This is a genomic window from Mesorhizobium sp. BR1-1-15 (genome assembly GCF_020165475.1).
Classification (GTDB): Bacteria; Pseudomonadota; Alphaproteobacteria; order Rhizobiales; family Rhizobiaceae; genus Mesorhizobium.
Genome location: NZ_JAIUIF010000001.1, coordinates 704,300 through 731,166 on the forward strand (window position 1 = coordinate 704,300; position 26,867 = coordinate 731,166).

A 26,867-nucleotide genomic window follows, 5' to 3' on the forward strand; every position below is an offset into this window, starting at 1 on the left:
AGGAGAAAACAGCGATGCGGCAAACAAGAAAAGCGCGAAGGGCGAAGACAGTGCTTGTCGCCGGCGGCGCGGGTTTCCTCGGCTCGCATCTTTGCGAAACGTTGTTCCGCAACGGCTGGCGTGTGATCTGCGTCGACAATTTCCTTACCGGCCGCATGGACAACATCGTCTCGATCATGGACCAGCCGCGCTTCCGGCTGATCGAGCAGGATATCTGCCGGCCGCTGAACCTCGGCGAGCCGGTCGATCGCGTTTTCAACCTGGCATGCGCTGCTTCGCCGCCGCGCTACCAGGCCGATCCGATACACACGACACGCACCTGCGTCATCGGAACGCTCAACCTGCTCGAACTCGCCGCCCGCAACAATGCGCGATTCCTGCAGGCGTCGACAAGTGAAGTTTATGGCGACCCGGAACAACATCCGCAACGGGAAGACTATGTTGGCCATGTGAACTTCACCGGCCCGCGCGCCTGCTACGACGAAGGCAAGCGCACCGCCGAAACGCTTTGCTTCGATTATCTGAGAGCAGCAAAAGCCGATATTCGCGTGGCTCGCATCTTCAATACCTACGGTCCCAGGATGGACCCCGCCGACGGCCGCATCGTCTCGAACCTGATCATGCAGGCGCTTGAGAAGCGCTCGATGACGATATTCGGTGATGGGTTGCAGACAAGGTCCTTCTGCTACGTCTCCGATCTGATCGAAGGTATGATGCGCCTGATGGATCTCGACCCCAATCCCGGAAAACCTGTCAACCTGGGCAATCCCGGAGAATTCACCATCATGCGACTGGCATCCATGGTGAGAGACATGACCGGAACCAAATCGGATCTGAAATTCCTGCCCTTGCCGCAAGACGATCCCCGCCGCAGGCAGCCCGACATCTCGCGTGCAAAGGCGCTGCTCGGCTGGACGCCGAAAGTGCCCCTCAGGCAAGGGCTGATGCAGACGATCGGATACTTCTCCAATCTCGAAACCAGCGAGATCGACGGCCGGATGACAGCTATTGCGACAAACGCAAGATCGGGCAGGTTGCAGGACCTTCCGGCCTGAGGCCAGGCCGCCGCAGCCACGTGTTCCGGCATGACCGCTTAAGCACGGTCATGCCTCCTGCCGCACTTTTGCGGATTGCGCGGAACATCCTGGCAAGCTCGGGGTTTGACGATGAGATCCCGCTATGGAGAACGGACCTGTGCAACCCAAACGATCCGCAAAGGATATCGAGCAGATTGCGGAAAGAGAGACGGCTGCCTTTCTGCGACGGGCCTCCATCACCTATCTCGAGTGCTGCGTCAGCCTGATGATGACGCATCTGCAGCGCGAGGAAGTGGCCACCATTCTCGAACGCGAAGCGGACATGCTGCGAAGACTGGACTGATCGTCACGGCCCGGACCTCTCCAGGAAGCGTAGCAGCCCTTTCTTGTACCGCGTTGCCGCAGCTACCAGCCTTGGCTTCTCCGGGCCATGCTCGGATCGGGCAGCAACGTTCCAGAGTCCCAATTGAAACGCCAGGTAGCAAGGTTCGAGATAGTCAATGAGGCCGGTATCGATATTGAGCCGCTCCCCGGCTTCCATGCGGTGGACCAACGTCGCTAGCTCGCTGTCGGAAAATCCATGTTCGACGCGAGCGCCGGCAATGTCCCATTCTATGGGCTGGCAGCCGATCAAATCATGCCCGCGGCAGTGATCGACGGCATCCGTCTTGATCAACATCCCGTCGGCAGAAACGAGAAACTCCCACGGGTGAAGCCTTCCGTCGATCTCGACCCGTGGCAGCGCTTGCGCAGGGGCACGCTTCGAGAACCAGTTCCGCAGCTCCGCCGCGCGCCGCTCACCCAGGGCTTCGGCGCCATTGTGGACGGCCATCTCAGCGAGTTCCGGCAATCTAGCACCCAGTTCCGGAGTTCTGAGATTGGCCGCACGCCAAGCGAGATAGCGTGCGAGCTCCGCGGCAAGCCTGTCTCTCGACAGGCTTGCCTGATCCATTGTCTTTCCCTCGATCCACCGTTCAACCAGAAAACCGTGACAAAGCCCGACGACCTGCGGTCCGAAGCCGGCTTCGTGCAGCATCTCCGCGGTTTGCATCTTGCGCTGCCCGGTTTGACCGAGGCCGGCAAATTTGACGAGCCACCGATCGCGTCCCGCGGACGCCAGGAATTTTCGCCGCTCGATGCCGCGTTGACTCGGCGGCCAGAGCCTCTCCTCGGCGTAGTGGAGGTTTCGCCACTCTCCAGCGGATATTTCGGTCAGGGCCAAGTGCGGGCTGCCGGCAGCCTCCGCCACCCAATCGCGCAGCGTCGGCATTTGCGCGCCGCCCGGGAAGGTGCGTTCGAAGGCCCGCGCCACATGTTTTCGGCAACCCGACCATGTCTCACGAACCTCCTTAGAGGCTTCGGCACCCGGGCCGCCGGAATGGCTCGGGAACAGGTGAATGCGATCCCTATCGATGCCCAGCCGCCGCAGCCATGCGACGACGGCGTGCATTGAACTGCCCGACAGGCCGGGGCCCTCGTCGACGACAGCGAAGCAAGCCGACGGCTTGCCCCTCCAGGCGCCGATCAATTCCGGATCGGCGTTGACATACCTGCGGAAAGGATGGCCGATCGGGCGCACGCTGATGGGTGCCGGCGCGTCGATCGCCGCGGCGACCAAGGCGGCAAGCCCGAGGCCAATGCTGCGGATGCCGATGACGCATGTATTCGAGTCGAGGCCTGATGCCCGCCCCGCGCCGAGATAGCTTTCAGGATAGAGCGCATAATGGGCGTATCCCTCGGCCGCGCCGGTAAGAACCTCGCCCCGGCAGTCGAGCGCGGCCAGCATATGCCTCAGCATGGGATCGACGGCGCCGGTCACTGTGAAGCCGCTTCGCCAGGACCTCGCCACTTCCGCCGCAAGGCCGACCAGCAGCTTGGCACCTTGCCGCTGCCTCGGCGAAGGGGTGTCCCCGCCGCGGGCCTCGAACTCGACATCGGCCAGTGCCTGGACCAGTTCCGAGACCTTGACGAACAACCCTACCAGCGCAGCGTGGCGTTGAATGCCGCAGGGCCTGCAATCGAGGCTTTCAGCCATTTCGCTTGCAGCCTCGCGAAGCTGTCGCGCGTCTTCCGTTCGTTTGTGGTCGCCGTAGACGATCATCCACCGATTCCAAGCTCGCCGTGCGCCAACGCGGCATGCGCGGCTTTGATCCATCCTGCCGCGCGCAATTTTTCCACATGCCAAGGAACATTCCGGCAAGCTGACGGTTCGGGCCCAGGAACTTACCTTGGACAGCACAGGACGGCAGTTTCGTGGGATCGAAGAAAGTTCGTGTCGGTATCGTCGGTGTAGGCAATTGCGCATCCTCCCTGGTGCAAGGCCTTTCCTATTACCGAGACGCAAAAGGCAACGAGCCGATCCCCGGGCTGATGCACGCCGATCTCGGCGGGTACCACGTCGATGACATCGAGGTCGTCTGTGCGTTCGACGTCGCCAAGGGCAAGGTCGGGTGCGACGTGGCCGAAGCGATCTACAGCGCCCCGAACAACACGTTCCGTTTTGCCGATGCGGTTGCAACCGGGGTTCGCGTGGAGCGTGGCCCCACGTTGGACGGCATCGGCAAATATCTGCGCACGGAAATCGAGGAAGCGCCGGAGCCGGTTGCCAATGTCAGCGAAATCCTGCGGAACAGCGGTGCCGATGTGCTCGTCTCGTACCTGCCGGTGGGGTCGGAGGAAGCGACGCGCTTTTATGCCGAATGCGCCCTCGAGGCCGGCTGCGCCTTCGTCAACTGCATACCGGTTTTCATCGCGTCACGGCCCGAATGGCGCCTGCGTTTCGAGGAACGCGGGCTGCCGCTGGTCGGCGACGATATCAAGAGCCAGGTCGGCGCGACAATCGTGCATCGGTTGCTGGCCAATCTCTTCCGCGAGCGCGGCGTCCGCATCGACCGCACTTATCAGTTGAACTTCGGCGGCAACACCGATTTCCTCAACATGCTGGAACGCGAGCGGCTGGAATCGAAGAAGATCTCGAAGACGCAGTCCGTGACCAGCCAGTTCGATGTTCCCCTGGAGCCGGGCAACATTCATGTCGGCCCCAGTGACCATGTGCCATGGCTCACCGATCGCAAATGGGCCTACATCCGGGTTGAAGGCACGACCTTCGGTGGAGTGCCGCTCAACGCCGAACTCAAGCTGGAAGTCTGGGATTCGCCCAATTCGGCCGGCGTGGTCATCGACGCCGTGCGCTGCGCCAAGCTGGCGCTTGACCGCGGCATCGCCGGCGCGCTGACCGGTCCGTGCAGCTATTTCATGAAGTCTCCGCCTGAGCAGTTCACCGATGCCGAAGCTCGGCAGCGCACGCTCGCATTCATCACAGGCAGGGACGAGCCTATGCTCGATGCCGCGGAATGACGACGACCTTCTTCCTGATCCGGCACGCGGCACACGACAATGTCGGCTCCTATCTGGCCGGACGGATGGGCGGAGTTCGCCTTGGCGAATCCGGCAGGGCTCAGGCGGCGCATCTTGGCCGCCGCATGGCCCGCGAGCCGATTGCCGCTATCTGGTGCAGCCCACGCGAGCGCACGCAGGAAACCGCCAAGCCGATCGCGACTGCCTGTAATGTCGGCGAAATCGCGATCTGCGCCGAACTCGACGAGATCGACTTCGGCATCTGGTCGGGAAAGACGTTCGAGGAGCTGAACGGCGATGCCGGCTGGCAGGCGTGGAACAGCCGGCGGCAGGAAGCAAGCACCCCAAGCGGCGAAACCATGCTGGATGTCCAACAGCGTATCGTCTCGCTGATGGATCAGGCTCGCGAGCGGCATCAGAATCAATGCGTCGCGCTGATCAGCCATGCCGACGTGATCAAGGCAGCCATCTGCCATGTGCTTGGTCTGCCCGTCGGCGACAGTTTTCGCTTCGATATCGACCCCGCCTCAATCACGACGATCGTGTCCGGAGACTGGGGAGCAAAGCTCATCCGTCTGAACGAACTTGCCTGACGAGGACTTGCCGGATGCAGATGGTCATTTTCGGTCTCACCGTCACGTCTTCATGGGGAAACGGCCACGCCACCCTGTGGCGTGGCCTGATCCGCGCGCTGGCCCGGCACGGCTGGTCCATCACCTTTTTCGAGCGCAACACCCCCTACTATGCCGGTGCGCGGGACCTCGATCAACTGGATGGCGGCAATATCGTGCTCTACCCCGACTGGGAGGACATCCGGAGGGTCGCGGAGCAGACGATCAAGCAATCCGACGTCGTCATCATTACCTCCTACTGTCCCGACGCCGTGGACGCTTCGCGCCTGGCGCAGCAGGCATGCCGCGGGCTGCGCGTCTTTTACGACTTGGACACTCCGGTCACTCTGGCGCGCCTCGATCAAGGTGAACGCCCACCCTATTTCGGGCCCGAGGGCCTTGCCGATTTCGATCTCGTCCTGAGTTACACGGGCGGCTCGGCAATCGATGCACTCAAGTCGGTCCTCGGTGCACGCCACGTGGTGCCGCTCTATGGCCATGTCGATCCCGACCAACACCGGCCGGCAGTACCTAGGCCGGAATTTGCGGGCGATCTGTCCTATCTCGGGACCTATGCGGCAGATCGCCAGGCCGGCGTCGAGAAACTGCTGGTCCGTCCGGCCGCACTCCTGCCTGACCACCGCTTCATCATCGGCGGTGCACAATATCCACAGGAATTCCCGTGGAGCGACAACATCTTCTTCGTCAGGCATCTTCCGCCGGCAGATCATCCAGCCTTCTTTTCGTCGTCCCGCCTGACGCTGAATGTGACGCGCGAGGCGATGGCGCAAAAGGGGTGGTGCCCTTCGGGCCGGCTGTTCGAAGCAGCGGCATGCGGCGTGCCGATCGTCACCGACACCTGGCCGGGCCTCAGCAGTTTCTTCGAACCCGGTAGCGAGATCCTGCTGGCGTACGACACAGACGACGTGATCGCGGCGCTCAAACTGCCATCGCACGAGCTCGATGCAATTCGAAGCCGTGCGCGTGAACGGGTTCTGGACGAACACACATCCACGCGGCGCGCGGCGGAACTGGATCGCATCCTGAACGAAGCCTTGCAGAGGTCGGCCGGCGAACCGATGAAGGAAGCAGTCTGATGTTGGGCATCGTGCCCGCTGCCGGACGCGGCAGCCGCATTCAACCGCTCGGCTTCTCGAAAGAGCTGCTGCCGGTCGGGAGCCGGATCGATGGACAGACAGAGCGCCCATGTGCCGTAAGCGAGTACCTGGTGCGGCGGATGGTGCGCGCCGGCGTCGACAAGGTCTGTTTCATCATCGGATCGGGTAAATCCGACATTCTCGAATACTATGCCGCGGGCTACGGAGCGGCGACCGCTCTGTTCGTGGTACAACCCAACCCTGTTGGCCTTTGCGACGCCATCTTCCGGGCAGCACCCCTCGTCGCACCGGACGAGACGGTGTTGATCGGGCTTCCCGATACGATCTGGTTTCCCGAAGACGGCTTCTGCCGTCTGCCGGACGACCGGCTGTCATTCCTGCTCTTCCCGGTGGATCGGCCGGAATTCTTCGATGCCGTGGTTCTCGACGAGGAGGGCCGGGTGCGGGAAATCCAGGTCAAGCGGCAGGACGCGGCGACGAACTGGATATGGGGCGCGTTCAAGATGCCGGGCCATGTCCTGCACCAGCTCGCGGCACTCTGGCGCGAGCGGGATTGCTATGACGAATATATCGGCACGTTGATCAACGCCTACCTGACGGCGGGCGGTCAGGCGTATGGGGTGAAGGCAGGGGCCGCCTACGTCGATGTCGGCACTTTCAACGGTTATCGCGCGGCCCTTCGGCTGCTCGACGACGATGCTGCGTCCAAACAGCACCGGCCCACGATGATCGCGCCTACGGCACATTCGCATGCCGTTCCGGGCGAAGGAGCTTAGCCATGCTGCATTCCCATGCTGAAATCCAACGCCGTATCGATGCCCTCGGCCCATGGTTCCACAACATGGAACTGGCCGGCGTCGAAACTGCTCCGGACCATTTTCTCGGTAACTACCCGCTGGTCAAATGGCGCAAGTTCGCCTATGCTATTCCAGCCGACCTGTCCGGCAAGTCCGTGCTCGATATCGGCTGCAATGCCGGTTTCTATTCCATCGAAATGAAACGGCGCGGCGCCGGTCGCGTCCTCGGCATCGATTTCGACGAGGCCTATCTGGCACAGGCGCGCTTTGCCGCCGAGATCGCGGACTGCGACATCGAGTTCCAGAAGCTTTCGGTTTATGACGTCGGCGCCCTGCGCGAGACATTCGACATCGTGCTGTTCATGGGGGTTCTTTACCACCTGCGCCATCCCCTGCTCGCGCTCGACCTGATCCGCGGGCATGTCGCCGGCGACCTGATGATCTTCCAGTCCATGCAACGCGGCAGCGCCGATCTGCCTGCGCTTGAGCAGAATTATCATTTCTGGACGCACGACCTGTTCGAGCGGCCGGAATTTCCGAAACTGCATTTCATCGAACATCGATATGCCGACGATCCGACCAATTGGTGGATTCCCAACCGCGCCTGCACCGAAGCGATGTTGCGCAGCGCCGGCTTCGAGATTTTTTTGCACCCCGAGCAGGAGGTTTATTTTTGCCGTTCCGCCGGCGATCCGGCCGGCGGCGGCGCCGTCTACCCGTCGAAAGGACAGATCCATGATTGAAGCCGCGATGATCTGGAACGAGCCCAACAACAAATCGCATTGGGATCCCGAGCTCGACCCCGATTGGAGCCGCTTCGCCGCCATGGCAATGTTGTCGGCGGATGCGATAGCGTCCGAGAACCCGGCCCTGACCAAGGTGCTCGGCGGCATCTCTCCGATCGACCCCGGCTTCATCACGCGCATGAAGGAACTCGGATTGCTGGACCACGTCGATGCCGTCGCGGTGCATGGCTTTCCGCTCGACTGGAACCTGTGGCAGATCCAGGAATGGCCACAGAAGATCGGTGAGATCGCGGCCGTCACCGATCTCCCGATCTGGGTCAGCGAAGTTGGCGTATCGACCTTCGGCGCCGACGAGATCCAGGTCTGGGGCCTCAGGCGCACCGCTGAATTGCTGCTCGGCAACGCTCCGCGCATCCAGTGGTACAGCCTTTATGATCTCCCGCGCGAATGGGAAGCAACAACGCGCCATCGCGAAGCGGAAGGCTCCTCCTACTATCGTCACTTCCATATGGGGCTGCTGCGCCAGGACGGCACGCCAAAACCGGCACTGGAGGAATTCCTGCGCCATACGCCCGAGATGGGGCTGGTGCAGTGGTTTCATTTCGAGGACCCGCGGCTGGACGACGCCGTCGCCTGGATGAAGCGGCTCGGGGTCACCAATATGCGGACCGGACTTTCCTGGGCCGACAGTTTCAGGCCGAATGCATTGAACTGGTTCGACCGACAGATGGAAGCGCTCGCCGATTTCGACGTGACCGTCACCTTCTGCTTCACGCCAGAGCATCGCGGGATGATGCCTCACCACACCAGTCCGCCGCTGGTGCCGGAGGAATTCGCCGAATTCTGTGCAACCATGATCCGCCGCTACGCGCCCGGCGTGGCTTCCACGTCGAAGCGGCGAGCCTCGGCAGCGTGAGGCTCCCATGCATCAACCGTCGGCAACCCTGGGCGAATTCGCGGCCCTGTTGACGGGCAGTGACGCAGCACATGGCTCCGCCATCATGGTCGTCGTCGCGCATCCGGACGACGAGACAATCGGCATCGGCGGGCATCTTGCCGGACTGCGGTCATGCCGCATCGTCCATGTCACGGACGGGGCACCACGCGATCTTGCCGACGCGCAAGCGCATGGTTTCGAGACATGGCAGGACTATGCCGATGCCCGCCGTGCGGAACTGACGGAAGCCTTGGCCGCGGCCGGCATATCGCCATCGGGCCTGACCGCTCTTGGCTATCCCGACAAGGAGGCTGCGGCGAATCTCGTGGCGCTCGCGCAGGAACTCGCCTGCCTTGTTTGCGAACCCGACATCCGCTTCGTCTGCACACATCCTTTCGAGGGAGGCCATCCCGACCACGACGCGACCGCTTTTGCCGTTCACGCGGCCTGCCATCTTCTGCGCCGTGACCGCCGGCCCGTGCCCACCATCATCGAAATGGCCTTTTATTCGGCTGGCCCGGACGGCCCGGTATTTCAGGATTTCGCCAGCGGCACCGGCAGTGATTGCATAGAGGTCTGCCTGACCGAAGCGGCCTTTCAGCAAAAGCAGCGCATGCTGGCCAGCCACCTGACGCAGCAGCGGACGCTGGCGCCGTTCTCGACCCACACCGAGCGTTTCCGGCTGGCGCCGACCTATGATTTCCTGAAGCTGCCCAACGATGGCAGGCTCTACTATGAATCGCTGCCGCTGGGTTTCGAGCCCGGCACCTGGCTGCATGCAAGCGCCCGTGCTCACGAGGCGCTCCGGCTCGACCAGCCATGACGCTCACAGTGCTCAATGTTGCCTATCCTCTCGCGCCGGTGGGACCGAACGCCGTTGGCGGCGCCGAGCAGGTGCTGTCAATGCTCGATCAGGCCCTGACCCGCGCCGGTCACCGGTCCATCGTCATCGGCTGCCAGGGTTCCAGTGCAAGCGGCATTCTGGTGGAAACGCCCGCCGAAGCCGGCGTGCTCGACCAGTCAGCAAAAAACCGGGCACAGGAGTCCCATCGCGCCGCGATCGCCGCTGCCCGCGCCCAATGGCCGATCGACGTGGTTCACCTGCATGGCATCGACTTCGACGCCTACCTGCCTGCCGACGGTCCGACCCTGGTGACGCTTCACCTGCCGCTCGACTGGTACCCGGCCGGGGCGCTGCGCCCAGGGCGCGACGATCTCTGGCTTCACGCCGTCTCGTCAGCCCAGCAAAGAACCGCACCGCCGGACGCAAGCTTGGTTGCCCCGATCCCGAATGGTGTCGATATCGACGCGCTGAACCAGCCGCGGCCCAGGGGCGACTTCGCCGTCGTGCTCAGCCGCATCTGCCCGGAAAAGGGCATACACCTGGCATTGGATGCCGCCAGGCAGGCTGATGTGCCGCTGGTCATCGGCGGGCGGGTCTATCCTTACGAGACGCATACCCAGTACTTTCGCGATGAGGTCGAACCTCGCCTCGATCGTCGGCGCTGCTTCCTCGGTCCGCTCGGCTTCGCCGCCAAGCGGCGCTTGCTCAATGCAGCACGCTGCCTGGTCGTTCCGAGCCTCGCCGCCGAGACCAGTTCGCTGGTCGCGATGGAAGCACTCGCCTGCGGCACACCGGTGATCGCCTTTCCAAATGGTGCGCTTCCCGAAGTGGTCGAGCACGGCAAGACCGGCTTTATCGTCAACAATGTCGACGAGATGGCGCAAGCAATTGTCGCGGCACCCAGCCTTGATGCCGAGACGTGCCGAAGCGAGGCGCGCCGGCGGTTTTCGCTCGAGCGCATGGTCTCGTCCTACATGAGCGCCTATCTGGCGCTGGCCCGGCTCGGCGCCGACCGCAGGCGTCTCGCCGCGGTGCGGTGAAAGAGCAGATGCTGCGCAGCGAGATCATCGGCGATCCAGAGCAATTGCATGCACTGGCGCCGCACTGGTGGAACCTGTGGGAGCAGAGTTCGTCGGCGACGCCCTTTCAATGTCCCGCCTGGCTGCTGCCGTGGTGGCGCACATTCGCTCCGGGGGAGCTGGCGACGGTCGCCATCTGGCGCGGCAACGATCTGGTGGGCCTGGCGCCGCTCTATCTCGAACATGGCACGGAAGGCTCGAAACTGCTTCCGATCGGCATTTCCCTCAGCGACTATCTGGACGTGCTGTGTGTGCCCGGCAGCGAGGCCCAGGTCGCCGCTGCCCTTGCAGAGAAGATACTCTCGATCGAGTGGTCGCAGTGGATCCTGCCGGATCTGCCGCAAGGCAGTGCCGGTCTGGCGATCGAACATCCCGAATTGAAAGCCGATGGACTGGTCGGCCACGCCGTTTGTCCCGTGCTTGCCACCGACGGCGATGAAACGCTGGCGGGCTGCGTCCCTGCCCGGCGCAGACGCCAGTTGCGCCGGGCGCGCCGCGCCGCATCCAGACGCGGCCGGGTCGAGTTGTCGCCGGCACGAGGCGATCCTCAACTGTTCCTCGACCACCTGATAGGCCTGCACGGGGCGCGCTGGGCCGGAAACGGAGGCGGCGTGCTGGCCGACCCCGCCGTCGAGCAATTCCACAGGTGCTCGCTTCCCCTGCTCGACGCTCGAGACCTGACCCGATGCTGGGTGCTCGCCATCGACGGCAAGCCAATCGGCGTCTACTACGGATTTCACCATCGCGGCCGTGCCTATGCCTATCTTGGCGGTTTCGATCCTGCCTATGCCGAGGAAAGTCCAGGCGCGATCCTGGTCGGCCACGCAATCGCCGAATCGATCCGCGAAGGTGCGCGCGAGTTCGACTTCCTGCGCGGCCAGGAGCCGTACAAATATGGCTGGGGCGCTGGCGACAGGTGGACGATGCGAAGGACTTGGACGCGGAAATGAGACCATGGTTTCGATGGAACCAACATCCGTGCGCCGCCGGATAGCGGTCAGGCTGGCGGTCGAGGGCTGTATGGCGGACGCTGTCAGTGCCGAGGCCGTCATCGCCAGGCTGGCGCTGCATCTCCACCCAGGCATCGGGGCAGTCGAATTGGCGGAGATCGTGGCGGAGATCGATCCGGTCGATACTCGAGACAGGGAAAGGCTCCAGCAGATAGCCGGGCTGCTTCGCCGCGGATCGGAGGTTTTTGCCACGTTGCAGAAAACGGGTTCTGCCGTTCGTCACGAACGCGACGACGACGAGACGGATGCAGATGTCGTGACGCGGCTGGCCTCGGGCTTTGATGCCGCGGCAGCGATTTCCCGGGTGGCGAGTGTCCAGTTGGCTTCCCTTGGCGATGAGGAAAGGCTGGCAGCCACGACCGACGAAATCGTTGCATGGCTGACAGCGCAAGACTTCACCGGTGCTGGACGCAGCATTCTGGACATCGGTTGCGGCATCGGGCGTTTCGAACGCGCGCTGTCGGCATCCTGTGGGCGGGTCGTCGGTATCGACATATCGTCGAGGATGGTCTCGATCGCCCGTGAGCAATGCGCAGCGCTTGGCAATGTAGAGTTGCGGCGGACCTCAGGCCTGGATCTGGCGGAGTTCGGCGACGCGAGTTTCGACTGCGTTCTGGCGGTCGACAGTTTCCCCTATCTGGTGCTAGCCGGCGTGGCGGAGCGGCATTTCGGCGAAATTGCGCGCGTCCTCAAAAGGCCGGGCAGGCTGGCCTTGCTGAACTACTCATATCGCGAATCACTGTTTTTGGACCGCTCCGATATACGTCGCCTGGCGCAACGTCACGGATTGCAGGTCGTCATCGATGGCGAAAAAGCGTTTCGGCTGTGGGACGGCGACGCCTTCCTGCTTGCCGGCGTGACGGAACATTACCAGCCAATGCCAGTTCGGGCGTCGAACACAGCGACGCTGAAGAGCGGCGCCAATTCGAAGGAGGACAGCATGGCATCCGGCAGCAAGAAACATATCGGCCGTGGCAGCCACGGCAAAGGGGCCGGCGCCGGAGCAATGACCGAACTGGCCAAGGACAAGATCGAAGAGAATGCCGTTTTATCCAACAGGGACAAGAAGCAGCACAGCGAGGAACGCGGCCTGGACGGCAATCAGATCAAGTCCGATCAATATCAGGATCATGCCGCAAATCGATTGCCGAAGGACTGAAAGCGCCGCAGTGGATCTGTGACCTCGGCAATCGAGAGTGGAAGAAAAACCTGTGCAAGGGCTGCCGGCAACGGTTTCGGCACCGGGCATCTCCTTGTAATGGCGGTTGCTTGTCATCACAATAGGATGACGGACTGCCATCCATCCAGCCAGGGAATACGATGTCTCGTTCGAGCGATGATAGAATGGACCCGCGCGCAGGAATGGCGATGGATCAGGAGATTGCCTCTCTGCTGATCGCGATCGAGCAGGAAAAGGTTCCTGATCGCTTGACCAGACTGGCGATCGAACTGCAAAACGCGCTCCTTGCGAAACGCCGGCGCGACATAAAGAACTGACTATCTGCGGCTGTCGGCATCGATATCGATCTGCCCGTCCGACAGATGATTTCGTCTTTCCATCAGCGTCTGCAGCGAACTCTCCCCCAGGAACTCAAGAACGGCGGCGCGGGCACGGTTGAGCCGGCTTTTGACCGTTCCCACCGCACAGCCACATATCTCGGCCGTCTCCTCATAGCTGACACCTAGGACGCCGATCAGCATCAGCACCTCGCGCTGGTGTTCAGGGAGCCTCTGGATGGCGCCGTGAACTTCCTTGCTCTGAACGGTCCATTCCTGTGTGGCTTCCGAAATCGGCCTCGAGGACGCGCAGTCGAGCAGGCCAGGCGCTTCCCTGGCCGCGACCTTGACCCGGGTGTAGTAGGTGTTGCGCATGATGGTGAAGAGCCACGACTTCATGCGCGTGCCGGGTTCGAACTTGTCGATGTTGGCAAGGCCCTTCGTCAACGTCTCCTGCACCAGATCGTCGGCATCGTCGGGGATACGGCAGAAGGTGCGCGCGAAAGCCCGTAGCGCGGGTATCAGGTCAACGATGGAAACTTCATGGGTTTCCTGGTCGGCCAAAAGATAGCCTTCGCCTGACAATGGTCCAGCTCCCAGAAAGAAGTATGAATGCAGACCCCAGCTAAATGCATGGACGTTTGTATCGTTCCGGGCGTTGAAGACAACTCTCCAGAAAATTCTGATGCGGCCGAACGATCCTGCTGCGGCCGCGCCCCCCTTGCGCGCCGTCCACCAGCGTGTTCGCGCTGGCTTAGGATAGGCGCGACGCGCCGTTGTGCGGGAACAAAGCCATGCACCGGCAGTTCGGCGCCTTGAGCCAAGTCAGCCCACGGGCGTCAATCGAGGAAAAAATCATGGCCAAATCCGCACACCGTTCAGCTCCCAAATCGGCGCGTATGCACGATCAGAATGCCGCGCGCGGAAATGGCGGCGAATTGCACCAGATCGCGGAAGCCGACACGCCTGTTCTCACGACTGCCCTGGGAACGCCTGTCTCCGACGACCAGAACACATTGCGGATTGGCGAGCGCGGACCGTCTCTGATCGAGGACTCCCACTTTCGCGACAAGATCTTCCACTTCGATCACGAACGCATCCCGGAAAGGGTGGTGCATGCCCGCGGTTACGGCGCTCATGGCTATTTCGAGACCTACGAATCGCTGGCCAAATACACGCGTGCCGACATTTTCCAGCGCGCCGGCGAAAAGACGCCTGCCTTCGTGCGGTTCTCGACAGTTGCCGGCAACAAGGGCTCGTTCGACCTCGCCCGAGACGTGCGCGGCTTTGCCGTCAAGCTCTATACCAAAGAAGGCAATTGGGACCTCGTCGGCAACAATATTCCCGTGTTCTTCATCCAGGACGCCATCAAATTTCCGGACCTCATCCATGCTGCCAAGCAGGAGCCAGACCGGGCTTTCCCGCAGGCCCAGACCGCACATGACAATTTCTGGGATTTCATCAGCCTGATGCCGGAATCGATGCACATGGTCATGTGGATCATGTCGGATCGAGCGATACCGCGCTCCTTCCGTTTCATGCAAGGCTTTGGCGTCCATACGTTCCGCCTCGTCAATGCCGACGACGAATCCACATTCGTCAAATTCATCTGGAAGCCGAAACTCGGCATGCAGTCGGTGATCTGGAACGAAGCGGTCAAGATCAATGGCGCCGATCCCGACTTCCACCGCCGCGACCTGTGGGAAGCGATCCAGTCAGGAAACTTCCCGGAATGGGAGCTGACGGTGCAATTGTTCGACCAGGATTTTGCCGACAGCTTCGACTTCGACATCTTGGACGCCACGAAGATCATCCCTGAAGAGATCATCGAGCCAATCCCGGTCGGGCGGCTGGTGCTCGACCGCATGCCGGAGAATTTCTTCGCCGAGACCGAGCAGGTTGCATTCATGACCCAGAACGTGCCGCCCGGGATCGACTTCTCCAACGACCCGCTTCTGCAGGGCCGCAACTTCTCCTACCTCGACACCCAGTTGAAGCGGCTGGGCAGCCCGAACTTCACCCATATTCCGATCAACGCTCCGAAATGCCCCTTCGCACATTTTCAGCAGGACGGGCACATGGCCATGCACAACCCGGTCGGCCGCGCCAACTATGAGCCGAATTCGTGGGGCTCGGGTCCCCGCGAGGATCCGCAACGCGGCTTCCGCTCTTTCGCCGACGCCGAAGAGGGGCAGAAGGTGCGTCTGCGGGCGGAGAGCTTCGCCGACCACTACAGCCAGGCGCGGCAATTCTTCAACAGCCAGACAGCGCCGGAGCAACGCCATATCGCCATGGCGCTGACATTCGAATTGAGCAAGGTGCAGGCACCGGCGATCCGCGAACGCATGGTGGCGCATCTGCTGAACATAGACGAAACGCTGGCGACTCAAGTCGCCGACAAGCTTGGCATTCGAAACATGCCCGACCCCGCCGAGGCCGCCGTCCCGCCGCGCGACGACCTGCCGCCGTCTCCGGCTCTCAGCATTATCGAGAACGGCCCCGACAGTTTCAAAGGCCGCAAGGTCGGCGTCTTGCTGAGCGACGGGGCCGACACGGCCCTTTTCGAACAACTTCGCTCGGCCATCGAAACGGAAGGCGCGGTCATGGAGGTGATAGCGCCCAAGGTGGGCGGCGTCGAGGCCGCAGACGGCACCCACATCGAAGCCAGACACATGATCGACGGCGGTCCGTCGGTCCTGTTCGACGCCGTGGTACTGCTCCTGTCCGAGCCGGGCGCCGAGTTGCTGGTCAAGGAGGCAGCCGCGAAGGACTTCGTGTCGGATGCCTTTGCGCATTGCAAATTCATCGGCTTCACACCGGGAGCCGCGCCTCTCCTGGCCAAGGCAGGCGTCGCAGCCGATGCCGATGAGGGATTGATGCGGCTGGACTCCGCAGCCTCCGCCAACACATTCGTGCAGGCTTGCCGCAAGCTGCGGCTGTGGGCCCGGGAAGCGGCCGTCAAGCTGTGACGCTATCGACCGGCACGGATTCCCGTCCGTGAGCGGCGGTTCGGCCAGCGGGATTCCAGTCGGTGCGGGCTAGGGGCGGTCTTGCTCCTTGGCCTCCCGCTGTTTTCTCAGCACTTCGTCGGTTCCGACCAGCTTCTTGGCTCCGCCTGGAATGGAGGTGGACACCACCGCTGGCGGGTCGCTTGCGGGAAAGGAATCTTCCAGACCGGCCTGCAGCTGATCCTCCAGCGTTTGCGGCTCTTCCGAGCGGCCGGGGGTTCTGCGGTCCTCTATCTTTTCCAGCGGTTGCTTCTTATCCGGCGATTCGTTCGCGTTCCTGATCCAGGCATAAAGCTGTTCGATCGCGAATTCCTTGATTGCCTCGAAATCGGCTCGATCGTCCTTGGTCGCCTCGATCTGATCGACCATGGCTTTCTCGAACCGGGCAAGGCTATCACCCCCGCAGGCCCGGGAAAGACGCAACAATGCCTCATGCAGCATCATCGGGGCGAAACGAGCCGAAGCCTCGAGTCTCAGTTGCTCTAAATGCTCTTGAGTGGCGGCTTGGAGCTTTGACATGGACAGCCCTTTCTCTCACACGCATTTCAACGAGAGTTGACCGTGGATGTTCCACTGCGCCTGAACGTCCTTCCGCGCCGGCGAACTACATGAACCAGGTCGCCACCAGTCCCGCGGACGCCGCAAAGACCGCTATGGTCGTCACGCCGCCCAGAATGTTGGTGGCCCTGCTGTTGACCTTGTCGCCCATGATCTTGCGATTGTTGGTCATGATGAGCATGAGAAGCAGCAGAGGTGGCGTCGAAAAACCCTGCACGATGCCGGACCAGACCAAGGCTTTCATCGGGTTGAAGCCAAAGAAATTGAGAACGACCGCCACCAGGGTGATCACTCCCGTCGCGATGTAGAATTTGGGCGCATGCCGGGGCTTGGCGTTCAAGCCATTCTTCCACCCCATGGCCTGCGCGAAATCGAAAGCGGCGCCGGCAGTCATGACCGGCACCGCCAGGAAGCCGACGCCGATCACCCCGGCCGCAAAGAGAATTCCGGCCGCGTCGCCCGCAAGCGGCCGCAGCGCTTCGGCCGCCTGCGCTGCCGTTTCGATCTGGGTATGCCCCGCCTCGTACAGCGTCGATCCGGTCGAAAGGATGATGAAATACATGATCAGGTTGGAAAAGATCATGCCGATCAGGATATCGCGCCGGGACCGGCGGAGTTCACCCTCGGTGGCTCCCTTGCGCTCTTCGAGGCTCGTCCTGCCCTTGGCGATCTCCTCCTCCACCTCCTGATTGGACTGCCAGGTGTAGAGATAGGCGGACAGCGTCGTGCCGATGATGGCGACGATGATGGACAGATATTCGCGGCTGAACTCGATTTTCGGCAGCAAGGTGCCGCGCAGCACCGAGACCACATCCGGCTTGGCGAGCACAGCGGAGACCACATAGGCGAGCAGGGCCAGTGCCAACCATCGGAATATGTTGCGGATTAGCTTGTAGGATCCGAACATCTGCAAGGCAAAAATAATCATCGCGACACCGATGACGACCGAGTTTGAAGGCAGCGGAACGAACAGCACGACAGCCGCCGACATCGCGCCAAGGTCGGCGGCTGCCTCGATCGTGTTGCCGATCAGCACGCCCACCAGCACGGACCACAGCAGCCAACGCGGATAGAAATCGGAAATGACCTTGAAAAGACCACGGCCCGACACCTGGCCAAGTTTGGACGAGAGATAGACGACGATGTACATCATCGGGAGAGTGACAGGAGCCGTCCACAAAAGGTCGGGCCCGAACCGGGCTCCGGCACTCGCATAGGTGCCAATGGGCGAGCAATCGTCGTCAGCCGCCCCAGTGATCAGTCCGAGCCCGAGAGCGCGTGTGATGCCGCCGTCTTTTCGCTCTCCCTCGCTTCGGCCGGCATCGTCAGCTGCTCCACTCATGGGAGATGCGTGTCCAACGAGACCACACGGGAAAAAATCATGTCGATTGTTCCGACCAAGTGCCGATGCCGAGATTGAGGTTCGAACCTCCGGTCAAGCTTTTTGTTCCTGTGGAAGCCAACCGCCAATGAAACGCAGCGCCCGGCTTGGCCGTTGATGCGGCTGGAGCCGCATCGCCTTGAAGATCGACATGGAATATGCCTGGGGCCGACGGTCGAAAAGAGTGCGGTGAGGCTCTTCACCCGCACCTTCCCCTCGCCGGCCTGATCTATGGCGGGGCGGCGCTGCTCATGGCGACCCTCTGGATCCGGGAAAGCGGAAGGCGGCAGGCCCGACACGACCTGCGTGCCGTCTGACACCGAAGAATCGAAACAAAAAGCCAACCGCGGGGCGATCCACAGCCGCTGTCAGGCGGAACCTCGTCCCGGTAATTGCGTCTCTTCGCTGACCTGCTTCCGCAGCTCCTCACGCGCGCGTTCCACCTGGCCCTCGCCCGCGGATTGCGAGGCGCTGCGCCCCGACCGATCCAGCCTGTCCAACTCGTGCTCGACCGTTTGGCGAGAGCCCTCCGCCGGATCCTCTTCCGGATGGCTGTCCGCAGCCTGTTCCTGCCGCGTCTCTTCCCTGCCTCGGCGGTCGGTGCGCGTCGCGTCCTGGCTGCGATCGTCCTTGCCTGCGACGCTTCGATTTCCGCCGGCCGTTTTGTCTGTGTTGCTCATGGCTAGTTCCTAAGCTTTCGCGGCGTGGAACCGTCCGATGCGCGTCCCGCGCCTTTGCCTGGAGAAACGGACATATCCGCCATTTGGTTGCGCTCCCGGCGGGCAAGCATCGGCCCGGCGCCAATCGCATGGCGGAGAAAAGCCGGCCATCGTTGCCAAGCATCCTTTTACAGCGATTCGCGTTATCGCCTTGGCATCCATGGGGATTTCACATGGCAAGATGCACGGGCCCGTCCATCCGCCTGCGGCAACGGCGGCAATGGCCCATTGCGTCCGCCTTTGCACGTCCAGCTCGAAGCACGTCCGGCAGCCGTCTTCCAGGCGTCCTGAAATGGCTCGGCCTCGCGTCTACAGTGGTCTCGGCACCGGTCCTGAGCGGGTGCAGCGGCTGGCAATCCGCACTCCACGCACATGGTGCGAATGCCCGTGCGATTCTCGATCTCATCTGGTCTTTTGGCGCGGTGGCGACCATCACCTGGCTGCTCGTCATGCTGGCCCTGGCAATGGCGCTCTTCCATCAGCGCCGGGCACAAGCAGGACCCCCGCCGCTGGTCATCGACAGCCATCAGGAGCACAGGTATAGCCGCGCGGTCGGAAGCGCCGTCGCGGCGACCGTGCTGGTTCTCGCCGCGCTGACGATAACGAGCTTCTTCGCCGGCAAATCCATTGCCTCGCTGGGCGGAAAGGAGACGCTCACCATCCGCATCACAGGGCATCAATGGTGGTGGGAAATACGCTATCCCAACGATGATCGGTCGCGCATGATTGTCACGGCGAACGAGATCCATCTTCCCGTCGGCGAACGGGTAAAGGTGGAACTCGATTCGACCGATGTCATTCACAGCTTCTGGGTGCCAAGCCTCGCCGGTAAAAGGGACCTCATTCCGGGCCGGCCGAGCGAGATCACCCTCATTGCCGACAGGCCTGGTATCTATCGCGGCCAGTGCGCCGAGTTCTGCGGCTACCAGCATGCTCACATGGCCGTCACCGTCATCGCGGAAAGCCGCGAAGCGTTCGAGGCATGGCGGTCCAGACAAGACGCCGCCGCCATCGCGCCTGCCAGCGAGGAGGAACGCCGCGGCCAGCGGGCTTTTCTTTCCACCGGTTGCGCGCTCTGCCACACGATAAGGGGGACGCCGGCCAAGGGAGCGGTCGGGCCCGACCTTACCCATCTCGCAAACCGGCGTGAATTGGCCGCCGACACGCTGGCCATGACACCCGGCGCGCTCGCCGCGTGGATCGCCGATCCGCAATCCATAAAACCCGGCGCGAAGATGCCGCGCATTGCTCTCAGCGCCGACGATCTTCGTGCGGTCGTCGCCTATCTTGGAAGTCTTGAATGAGTGGCGTTGCCGGGAAGACGGCTAGGCGAAAACAGGAAGCGGCCCTGAAAGGCATCCGCGACACCGGGCTCGACGAGGCAAGACTGCACGACTATCTGGCGCATGCCTGGCGGACGCCGAACGGCCTCTATGGTTGGCTGGTCACGGTCGACCACAAGCTGATCGCCCGGCGCTATATGGTGACGGCCTTCCTGTTCCTCGCCCTTGCAGGCCTGTCGGCACTTGCCATGCGGTTCCAGCTTGCCACGCCGGAGGCACGCCATATCGGCCCCGATCTCTACAACCAGCTCTTCACCATGCATGGCACGACGATGATGTTCCTGTTCGCCGTACCGGTCATGGAAGCGTTCGCCATCTACCTGGTGCCGCTGATGATCGGCACCCGAAACGTCGCCTTCCCGCGGCTCAACGCCTTCAGCTACTGGGTCTATCTCTCCGGTGGGTTGATGATCTGGATCGCCTTCGCTTTCGACACCGGCGCGGATGCCGGCTGGTTTTCCTACGTGCCGCTCGCCGGACCTGAATATGGGATCGGCAAGCGCCCCGATTTCTGGGCGCAGATGGTGACCTACACCGAAGTGTCCGCACTCGCGGTCGCCGTCGAGATCATCGCGACTGTGTTCAAGCAGCGCGCCCCTGGCATGTCGCTCGATCGCATCCCGCTCTATGTCTGGTCAGTCCTCGTCATGGCTTTCATCATATTGTTCGCCATGCCCGCGGTGATGGTGTCGAGCACCATGCTGATCCTCGACCGGCTGGTCGGCACCAGGTTCTTCGACCCGGTGGCGGGGGGCGACGCACTGCTCTGGCAGCACCTGTTCTGGTTCTTCGGCCACCCGGAGGTCTATATCATCTTCATTCCCGCGACCGGCTTCGTCTCGGCTATCCTGCCAAGCTTCGTGCGCCGTCCGGTCTTCGGCTATCTCGGGATCGTGCTGTCGCTGATCGCGATCGGCTTTCTTTCCTTCGGCCTGTGGGTGCACCATATGTTCGCCACGGGCCTGCCGCAGCTCGGCGAAAGCTTCTTCACCGCCTCCTCGATGATGATCGCCATTCCGAGCGGCATCCAGATCTTCTGCTGGATCGCGACGATCTGGGGCGGCCGGCCGATTTTTGCCACGCCGCTGCTTTTCGTGCTCGGCTTCATTTTCACCTTCGTGATTGGCGGGCTGACCGGAGTCATGGTCGCCTCGGTGCCGCTCGACCTGCAGGTGCACGACACTTATTTCGTCGTCGCGCATTTCCACTATGTGCTGGTCGGCGGCGCCGTCTTCCCCCTGCTCGGCGCCGTCTACTACTGGTTTCCCAAGATCACTGGCCGCATGCTGTCCGAAAGGCTCGGCCGCTGGAATTTCTGGCTTGTCTTCATCGGCTTCAATCTCACCTTCTTCCCGATGCACATCCTTGGCTTGCAAGGCATGCCGCGGCGCGTCTACACCTATCCGCCGGCGAGCGGCTGGGGCGGCACGAACCTGTTCATCAGCATCTCGTCGCTGGTGGTGTTCGCCGGCTTCGCGCTTCTCGTCCTGAACATGCTGCTCAGCCTTCGCAACGGTCGCCTCGCGGGAGACAATCCCTGGGGGGCGAGCACACTGGAATGGGCAACGACGTCACCGCCGGCTTCCTACGATTTTTCGCGCCTGCCAGTGGTGACCCATCGCGAGCCGCTCTGGGCCGAACCCGACATACTCCCGGTGGTCGAGGGCCTGCGCGTCGATGCGCGCGAAGTGCTTGCCGGCACGGTCGCCGATGCGGTGCCGCAACTGCGCGTGCCATCGGCCGACAATTCGATCTGGCCGCTGCTCTCGGCCATCGCCGTGGGTGGCGCGTTTCTGGGCTCAATATACACGCCATGGGCGGTGGTCTGGGGCGCGATACCGGTCTCGATCGGCTTTATCTGCTGGTTCTGGCCGAAAGGCGAGCCGGAGGACGAAGAATGAGACACCGGCCAACCGTTGACGTCAGCCACCTGCCCACCTATGATTTTGGATCGGCAAGCCCGATCTGGTGGGGAACGGTGGCCTTCATCGCCCTTGAAGCAACCGGTTTTGCCCTGGCGATCGGTACCTATTTCTACCTGGCTGTGCAGGCGCGGCATTGGCCGATCGGAGCGCCGGCACCCGATCTCCTGCCGGGCACGGCAATATTGATTATTCTGCTTGCCAGCGCCGTCCCCAACCGTCTGATCGATCTTTGGGCGCGGCGGCAGGACCTTGTGAAGGTGCGCATCGGCATCGTCGTCATGTCGATCGCCGGAATTCTTCCCCTGATCGTGCGCATCTGGGAATTTCCCGCGCTCCGGATCTCCTGGGACCAGAACGCCTACGGGTCGATCGTCTGGCTCCTGCTCGGCCTGCACACGACACACCTCCTCACCGATGTCGGGGACACGATCGTGCTCGCGGTTCTCATGTTCACCAAGAAAGGCAACACCGGACGCCACTTCAGCGACGTGTCGGACAATGCCTTCTACTGGGACTTCGTGGTCGTCTCATGGGTCGTGCTCTATCTCGTAATTTACTGGGTTCCGAGGATGTAACATGCAGGCGATCCGCACGGGCGTTTCCTGGGCAGGCATGGCCACCGGACCAACGGCGTGGGCGATATCGCTGCAGCTCGACTATTCAATCGCATATTGGCAATGCGACGCCGGGTTTCGGCCCACTGTTCTGTTCTCGCTGACAGGCGCCGCCGTCGCGGCGCTGGGCGTCCTGTCGTCATGGCGCGCCGTTCATGATCCAGGGCACGGCACGAGCCCGCCCCTGAAGGCGCGCACGCGCGCGTTTCTGGCCAGGACTTCGGTAGGCATCGGGGCCCTGTTCACGCTCGTCATGCTGGCGCAAATGGCGGCCGGATTGATCTTCAGCGGATGCGAACTGTGACTGTGCAGCGGAGCCGACGAGCGGTCATCCGCCATGGGCAGCGTTTGCGGTGGCCTGCTGCGAGCGTTCCGTTCCTCGCCGTTCTCCTACGTGTAGTCGCGGCCGTCATGGCGTCGCTGGCGCCTGGCACGCCGCTGCGGGCGAACGAGATCCAGAAAGGCGAATATCTTGCCCGAGCCGCCGATTGCGTCGGCTGCCACACGTCCAATCCGAGCCGGGCTTTCGCCGGAGGCTATCGGGTGCCGACGCCGTTCGGCGATGTCTATTCCACCAACATCACACCGGACCCCGACACAGGCATCGGGCGCTATTCCGCCGACGAATTCGTGCGAGCCGTGCAGAAAGGCGTCAGACGCGACGGGGCCGATCTCTATCCCGCCATGCCATATGACAGCTTCGTCGGGATGAACCGCGAGGATGTGCTCGCGATCCGAGCCTACCTGCTCACGACCGCGCCGATTTCTCAGCCGTCGCCGCCAAACATACTGCCCTTTCCATTTAACCAGCGCTGGACGCTCTGGTTGTGGAAACTTGCCAACCTCCACGCCGGCGGCTTCGGACCAAATCCAAGCCGAACCGGCGCATGGAACAGGGGCGCCTACCTGGTGGAGGTGCTTGGCCACTGCGGCGCCTGCCACACTCCAAGGAATACGACGTTCGGCATGGATGAAGATCGCAAGCTTGCCGGCGGCAGCGCCGGTATCTGGCAGGCGTTCAACATCAGCAGCGACAAGATCGCGGGCATAGGCGGCTGGAGCGATGAGGAGCTGTTTCGGTTTCTCAAGACCGGCGCCATGCCTGGAAAGGCATATGCGGGCGGTCCGATGGCGGAAACGGTCATGAACAGCCTGCAATATCTTTCGGACGACGACATTCATGCCATCGTCGCCTATCTCAGGACCGTGCCCGCCCAATCGGGAGACGAGAAGCGGCCGCGCTTCGCGTGGACCAATCCGCCCGCAGCCGCCCGCGATGCCGGGACGAAGACCAGCGTGGAGGGCAGCGGGGTCGCGGTGGGCGACGATCTCTACCGGTCGCTCTGCTCGGGATGTCATGGCCTGAATGGAGGCGGATCGGCGGATGGCACCTATCCATCACTGACCAACAACAGCACTCTCGGCGTAACCTCGCCTGAGAATGTCGTCATGACCATCCTTGAAGGCGTCAAGGCAGGCGGCGTCGCGGGCCGCAAATCGATGGCGGCCTTTGACGGCTGGCTGGACGACGGCCAGGTGGCGGCCCTTGCAAACTATGTGACAGCGCGCTTCGGAAACCCGCAAGTCAGCGTCACGGCAGCCGATGTGCGCCAGATGCGGGCAGGCTCGACGACAGAGCAGACGGTGCTGGTTCTGGCGGCCCAGGCGCTGGTGGCGGGCGGCATCGTATTTGCGCTTGGTCTGGCGCTTCTGCTCGCCAGACGCCTTCGCCTGAGAATGCACCAGAGGCATCTCACATTCGTGTCGAGGGGCAGGCCATGAGACGGTGTGCCGAAGCGTGGCGTACCGTTCGGCGTTTCCGGGATGAACTGCTTCAGTTTGGCATCTCGACCAAGCCCTTCTGAGAGGAACTCCCGGCAACGCCGCGAGGGGCGCGAAAGACGTCCGCCAGCCAATCGATGAACACCCTGATCCGCGAAGACAGATGGCGGCTCTGGGGATAGAGCACGGATACGGGTATCGGCGGTGGTGGGAAGGTTTCCAGTATCGGAACCAATTCCCCGGTGGCGATCTGATGCTCTACGCGATAACGCGGGACCTGTATCAACCCGAGCCCAGCGACGCCGGAGGCCGTGTAGATTTCGGCGCCCCGGACGACGATGTCGTAGGGTAGTGGAACCTCCCTTGCCGCGCCGTCCTTATAGAATTCCAGCGGGTACGGCTGCCCTGTCGCGGAGGCGGTATAGGCAACCATGCGATGGCCGCCGAGATCATCCGGTGTTGAAGGGACGCCGTGACGTTCAAGATAGGCTGGGCTCGCCAGGGTGAGTTGCTCGAATGCGGTTATGCGGCGACCGATCAGAGACGAGTCGGACAGCTCGCCGGCTCGCACGACGCAATCGACACCTTCAGTGATGAGGTCGACCATCCGGTCGCCTTCGCTGAGGCTGAGTGAGATGCCGGGATAACGCATGATGAACTCGGGCAAGACAGGCATGACGAAAAACCGCGCGATGGTCCCCTGCATATCCACACGAAGCGGACCCTTGGGTTCGGCATTCCTGAAGACGCTCTCCACCTCATCCAGGTCCGCAAGGAGCCGGATGCAGCGTTCATGGTAGAGTGCGCCATCGAGCGTCGGCCTCACATTTCGAGTTGTCCGTTCGAGGAGCCGAACGCCGAGATCCGCTTCCAGGCGCTGGATCGCATGAGTGGCAGTGGGCCGCGGAACCTGCAGGTCCCGCGAGGCCTGAGCAAAGCTCCCACGCTCGACGATCCTGACGAAGAGCCGCATGACGTCGATGCGATCCATGACCATCTCGTAGTCGATTGTTATGGTTTTTGAAATGGTGATGTTGAAATCGGCCTTCTAGTGCTGGTTTTAAAAACGGCTACTTTCAAACCATTCAAGTCGTCAGATCAATCAACCAACGGGAGTGAAGATCATGCCCTTCGTCAATTTCAAGGTCCCCGAGGCGGCGTTGAGCCGGGCCCAGAAAGAAGAGATCATCCATCGAACCACGACGATGCTCGTGGAATATTTCTCCGAGGCCGCTCGGCCGCATTCCATGGTCCTGATCGAGGAGGTCAAGGACGGCGGTTACGCCCGCGCCGACGAGGTCTTCGTGATCCCGCAGGAATATCGAGCGAAGGATTGATGTCGGCAACAACACGGCAAAGGAACAACGACAAATGACCACCTCAACGAACAAAGTTGCAATCGTCACGGGAGCGTCTCGTGGCATTGGAGCGGCCATCGCCCGCCGGCTGGGGAGCGACGGCCTCACGGTCGTCGTCAACTATGCAGGCAGCGCCAAAACGGCCGCCAAGCTGGTGGACGAGATCGAAAAGGCCGGCGGTCGGGCCACCTCCTTCCAGGCCGATGTCAGCGACCCCCAAGCTGTGAGACGGATGTTCGATTCCGCCGAAGCGGCCCATGGCGGCGTCGACGTGCTGGTGAACAATGCCGGCATCATGAAGCTCGCGCCGGTCGCTCAGTTTGAAGATGCGAGCTTCGATCAGACCATCGCGATCAATCTCAAGGGCACGTTCAACGGGCTGCGCGAGGCGGCGAGGCGCCTGCGCGACGGCGGCCGTATCGTGAACTTCTCGACCAGCGTCGTCGGACTCTACCAGCCGACCTATGGCGTTTATGCGGCCACCAAGGCCGCCGTCGAAGCGCTCACCCACATCCTGGCGAAGGAGTTGGGATCCCGCGCCATCACGGTCAACGCGGTTGCGCCGGGGCCGGTGGCCACCGAGCTTTTTCTCGAAGGCAAGGATCAGGCGACGCTCGATCGCATCAAACATATGAACCCGCTCGGCCGTCTGGGCGAGGTCGACGACATCGCGCGCGTCGTCTCCCTGCTGGTCGGACCGGACAGCGGCTGGATCAACGGCCAGATCGTCCGAGCGAATGGCGGGGTCATCTGAGGAACAGGATCATGAAGCAAGTCCGGCTCGGATAGGGGAAGGCTTTCCGTGAACGGGCTGCCTCGGACGGAGGTCGACAAGAGCGGCCTGATGGTCGCATGCCAAGGAACCCGATCGCGCCGTCCTCGTTGGGCAGGGATGCAGACCCACGCGCGCTTCATCATGCCGTCAACCGCGGCCACAAATGCTCGACATCGCCTTTCTGGAGGAAGGCGCGAAGCATGACACAGCGGCTTTGCTGCTGCACGGCTGGCCTGACGACGCTACCACCTGGGTTTCTGTCGCCGAGAGATTGTCCAGGGCCGGAATTCGCACCATCGCACCATGGCTGAGAGTTTCGGTCCGACCCGCTTCCTGTCGGATTCCTCGACAAGTCTCTGGATACGGAGGAC

At 62.3% G+C, this 26,867-nt stretch carries 27 protein-coding genes and 1 pseudogene; 22 read left to right on the top strand and 6 right to left on the bottom strand.

The annotated features are described in order from the left end of the window. Positions 1-14 precede the first annotated feature (14 nt). Together LB541_RS03395 and LB541_RS03400 are read left to right on the top strand one after the other, a co-directional pair. Positions 15-1,055, top strand: coding sequence for a UDP-glucuronic acid decarboxylase family protein (locus LB541_RS03395; RefSeq protein ID WP_140525130.1), 1,041 nt, complete (start codon positions 15-17; stop codon positions 1,053-1,055). Between the two features lie 139 nt (positions 1,056-1,194). Further along, positions 1,195-1,380 (top strand): hypothetical protein, encoded by a 186-nt coding sequence (locus LB541_RS03400; protein ID WP_140497402.1) that lies wholly within the window; start codon positions 1,195-1,197, stop codon positions 1,378-1,380. Between the two features lie 3 nt (positions 1,381-1,383). Here the strand turns inward: LB541_RS03400 and LB541_RS03405 are convergent, their stop codons facing one another. Continuing rightward, positions 1,384-3,138 (bottom strand): hypothetical protein, encoded by a 1,755-nt coding sequence (locus LB541_RS03405; protein WP_140671953.1) that lies wholly within the window; start codon positions 3,136-3,138, stop codon positions 1,384-1,386. A 152-nt stretch (positions 3,139-3,290) separates the two neighbouring features. Here LB541_RS03405 and LB541_RS03410 point away from each other — a divergent pair, with 152 nt between their 5' ends. From LB541_RS03410 to LB541_RS03465, 12 genes and pseudogenes are all read left to right on the top strand, one after another. Next, the gene (locus LB541_RS03410; protein WP_140515202.1) at positions 3,291-4,394 is read left to right on the top strand and encodes an inositol-3-phosphate synthase; all 1,104 of its coding nucleotides are present in this window, start codon (positions 3,291-3,293) and stop codon (positions 4,392-4,394) included. Further along, complete coding sequence (locus LB541_RS03415; RefSeq protein WP_140515201.1) at positions 4,391-4,987, top strand: histidine phosphatase family protein; 597 nt, start codon at positions 4,391-4,393, stop codon at positions 4,985-4,987. Before LB541_RS03410 ends, LB541_RS03415 begins: the two co-directional genes overlap by 4 nt. A 14-nt stretch (positions 4,988-5,001) precedes the next feature. Beyond that, complete coding sequence (locus LB541_RS03420; protein WP_140497396.1) at positions 5,002-6,102, top strand: glycosyltransferase; 1,101 nt, start codon at positions 5,002-5,004, stop codon at positions 6,100-6,102. Then, positions 6,102-6,899 carry a sugar phosphate nucleotidyltransferase gene (locus tag LB541_RS03425; RefSeq protein WP_140497394.1) on the top strand — a complete coding sequence of 266 codons (798 nt, stop codon included), beginning with the start codon at positions 6,102-6,104 and terminating at the stop codon, positions 6,897-6,899. The genes LB541_RS03420 and LB541_RS03425 overlap by 1 nt, the downstream gene beginning before the upstream one ends. 2 nt (positions 6,900-6,901) lie before the next feature. Then, on the top strand, positions 6,902-7,663 hold the full coding sequence (locus LB541_RS03430; RefSeq protein WP_140497392.1) for a TIGR04290 family methyltransferase: 762 nt from the start codon (positions 6,902-6,904) through the stop codon (positions 7,661-7,663). Next, positions 7,656-8,582, top strand: coding sequence for a beta-xylosidase (locus tag LB541_RS03435; RefSeq protein WP_140729449.1), 927 nt, complete (start codon positions 7,656-7,658; stop codon positions 8,580-8,582). Before LB541_RS03430 ends, LB541_RS03435 begins: the two co-directional genes overlap by 8 nt. A 7-nt stretch (positions 8,583-8,589) precedes the next feature. Further along, positions 8,590-9,426 (top strand): PIG-L deacetylase family protein, encoded by an 837-nt coding sequence (locus tag LB541_RS03440; RefSeq protein WP_140525134.1) that lies wholly within the window; start codon positions 8,590-8,592, stop codon positions 9,424-9,426. Continuing rightward, entirely contained in the window at positions 9,423-10,487 is a 1,065-nt protein-coding gene (locus LB541_RS03445) for a glycosyltransferase family 4 protein (protein ID WP_140525135.1), read from the top strand. The genes LB541_RS03440 and LB541_RS03445 overlap by 4 nt, the downstream gene beginning before the upstream one ends. 8 nt (positions 10,488-10,495) lie before the next feature. Then, positions 10,496-11,476, top strand: coding sequence for a GNAT family N-acetyltransferase (locus tag LB541_RS03450; RefSeq protein ID WP_181165408.1), 981 nt, complete (start codon positions 10,496-10,498; stop codon positions 11,474-11,476). A gap of 70 nt (positions 11,477-11,546) precedes the next feature. Next, positions 11,547-12,263: pseudogene (locus LB541_RS03455) on the top strand (class I SAM-dependent methyltransferase); the annotation flags it as partial. Positions 12,264-12,476: 213 nt separating this feature from the next. Beyond that, positions 12,477-12,695, top strand: coding sequence for a hypothetical protein (locus LB541_RS03460; RefSeq protein WP_224519089.1), 219 nt, complete (start codon positions 12,477-12,479; stop codon positions 12,693-12,695). 185 nt (positions 12,696-12,880) lie between these two features. Beyond that, on the top strand, positions 12,881-13,033 hold the full coding sequence (locus tag LB541_RS03465; RefSeq protein ID WP_181165412.1) for a hypothetical protein: 153 nt from the start codon (positions 12,881-12,883) through the stop codon (positions 13,031-13,033). Here the strand turns inward: LB541_RS03465 and LB541_RS03470 are convergent, their stop codons facing one another. Continuing rightward, positions 13,034-13,597, bottom strand: a complete 564-nt coding sequence (locus LB541_RS03470; RefSeq protein ID WP_140498076.1) for a sigma-70 family RNA polymerase sigma factor — start codon at positions 13,595-13,597, stop codon at positions 13,034-13,036. Between the two features lie 293 nt (positions 13,598-13,890). On the opposite strand from LB541_RS03470, the gene LB541_RS03475 reads away from it, so the two are divergent. Continuing rightward, positions 13,891-16,002 carry a catalase gene (locus LB541_RS03475; RefSeq protein ID WP_224617832.1) on the top strand — a complete coding sequence of 704 codons (2,112 nt, stop codon included), beginning with the start codon at positions 13,891-13,893 and terminating at the stop codon, positions 16,000-16,002. A 69-nt stretch (positions 16,003-16,071) separates the two neighbouring features. Here the strand turns inward: LB541_RS03475 and LB541_RS03480 are convergent, their stop codons facing one another. The 3 genes from LB541_RS03480 to LB541_RS03490 form a co-directional block, all read right to left on the bottom strand. After that, positions 16,072-16,560 carry a hypothetical protein gene (locus LB541_RS03480; protein ID WP_140497376.1) on the bottom strand — a complete coding sequence of 163 codons (489 nt, stop codon included), beginning with the start codon at positions 16,558-16,560 and terminating at the stop codon, positions 16,072-16,074. 85 nt (positions 16,561-16,645) lie between these two features. Continuing rightward, positions 16,646-17,941 carry an Nramp family divalent metal transporter gene (locus LB541_RS03485; RefSeq protein ID WP_224617833.1) on the bottom strand — a complete coding sequence of 432 codons (1,296 nt, stop codon included), beginning with the start codon at positions 17,939-17,941 and terminating at the stop codon, positions 16,646-16,648. 407 nt (positions 17,942-18,348) lie between these two features. Beyond that, positions 18,349-18,660 carry a hypothetical protein gene (locus tag LB541_RS03490; RefSeq protein ID WP_140878747.1) on the bottom strand — a complete coding sequence of 104 codons (312 nt, stop codon included), beginning with the start codon at positions 18,658-18,660 and terminating at the stop codon, positions 18,349-18,351. Positions 18,661-18,788: 128 nt separating this feature from the next. Here LB541_RS03490 and coxB point away from each other — a divergent pair, with 128 nt between their 5' ends. The 5 genes from coxB (at position 18,789) to LB541_RS03515 (ending at position 24,363) form a co-directional block, all read left to right on the top strand. Further along, entirely contained in the window at positions 18,789-20,003 is a 1,215-nt protein-coding gene (coxB, locus tag LB541_RS03495; protein WP_224617835.1) for a cytochrome c oxidase subunit II, read from the top strand. Next, complete coding sequence (gene ctaD, locus LB541_RS03500; RefSeq protein ID WP_140515192.1) at positions 20,000-21,943, top strand: cytochrome c oxidase subunit I; 1,944 nt, start codon at positions 20,000-20,002, stop codon at positions 21,941-21,943. The genes coxB and ctaD overlap by 4 nt, the downstream gene beginning before the upstream one ends. Further along, on the top strand, positions 21,940-22,542 hold the full coding sequence (locus LB541_RS03505; RefSeq protein ID WP_140497367.1) for a heme-copper oxidase subunit III: 603 nt from the start codon (positions 21,940-21,942) through the stop codon (positions 22,540-22,542). Before ctaD ends, LB541_RS03505 begins: the two co-directional genes overlap by 4 nt. 1 nt (position 22,543) lies before the next feature. After that, positions 22,544-22,885 (top strand): hypothetical protein, encoded by a 342-nt coding sequence (locus tag LB541_RS03510; RefSeq protein ID WP_140497365.1) that lies wholly within the window; start codon positions 22,544-22,546, stop codon positions 22,883-22,885. Between the two features lie 107 nt (positions 22,886-22,992). Then, on the top strand, positions 22,993-24,363 hold the full coding sequence (locus LB541_RS03515) for a c-type cytochrome (protein WP_224617836.1): 1,371 nt from the start codon (positions 22,993-22,995) through the stop codon (positions 24,361-24,363). Between the two features lie 52 nt (positions 24,364-24,415). Here LB541_RS03515 and LB541_RS03520 read toward each other — a convergent pair whose 3' ends face one another. Beyond that, entirely contained in the window at positions 24,416-25,354 is a 939-nt protein-coding gene (locus LB541_RS03520; protein ID WP_224617837.1) for a LysR family transcriptional regulator, read from the bottom strand. 133 nt (positions 25,355-25,487) lie between these two features. Between LB541_RS03520 and LB541_RS03525 the strand changes: the two genes are divergently transcribed. Both LB541_RS03525 and LB541_RS03530 read left to right on the top strand, forming a co-directional pair. Continuing rightward, positions 25,488-25,700: a tautomerase family protein gene (locus LB541_RS03525; protein WP_224617840.1), complete on the top strand. Its 213-nt coding sequence runs from the start codon at positions 25,488-25,490 to the stop codon at positions 25,698-25,700. A 34-nt stretch (positions 25,701-25,734) separates the two neighbouring features. Continuing rightward, entirely contained in the window at positions 25,735-26,475 is a 741-nt protein-coding gene (locus LB541_RS03530) for an SDR family oxidoreductase (protein ID WP_224617842.1), read from the top strand. The last annotated feature ends 392 nt before the right edge of the window (positions 26,476-26,867 follow it).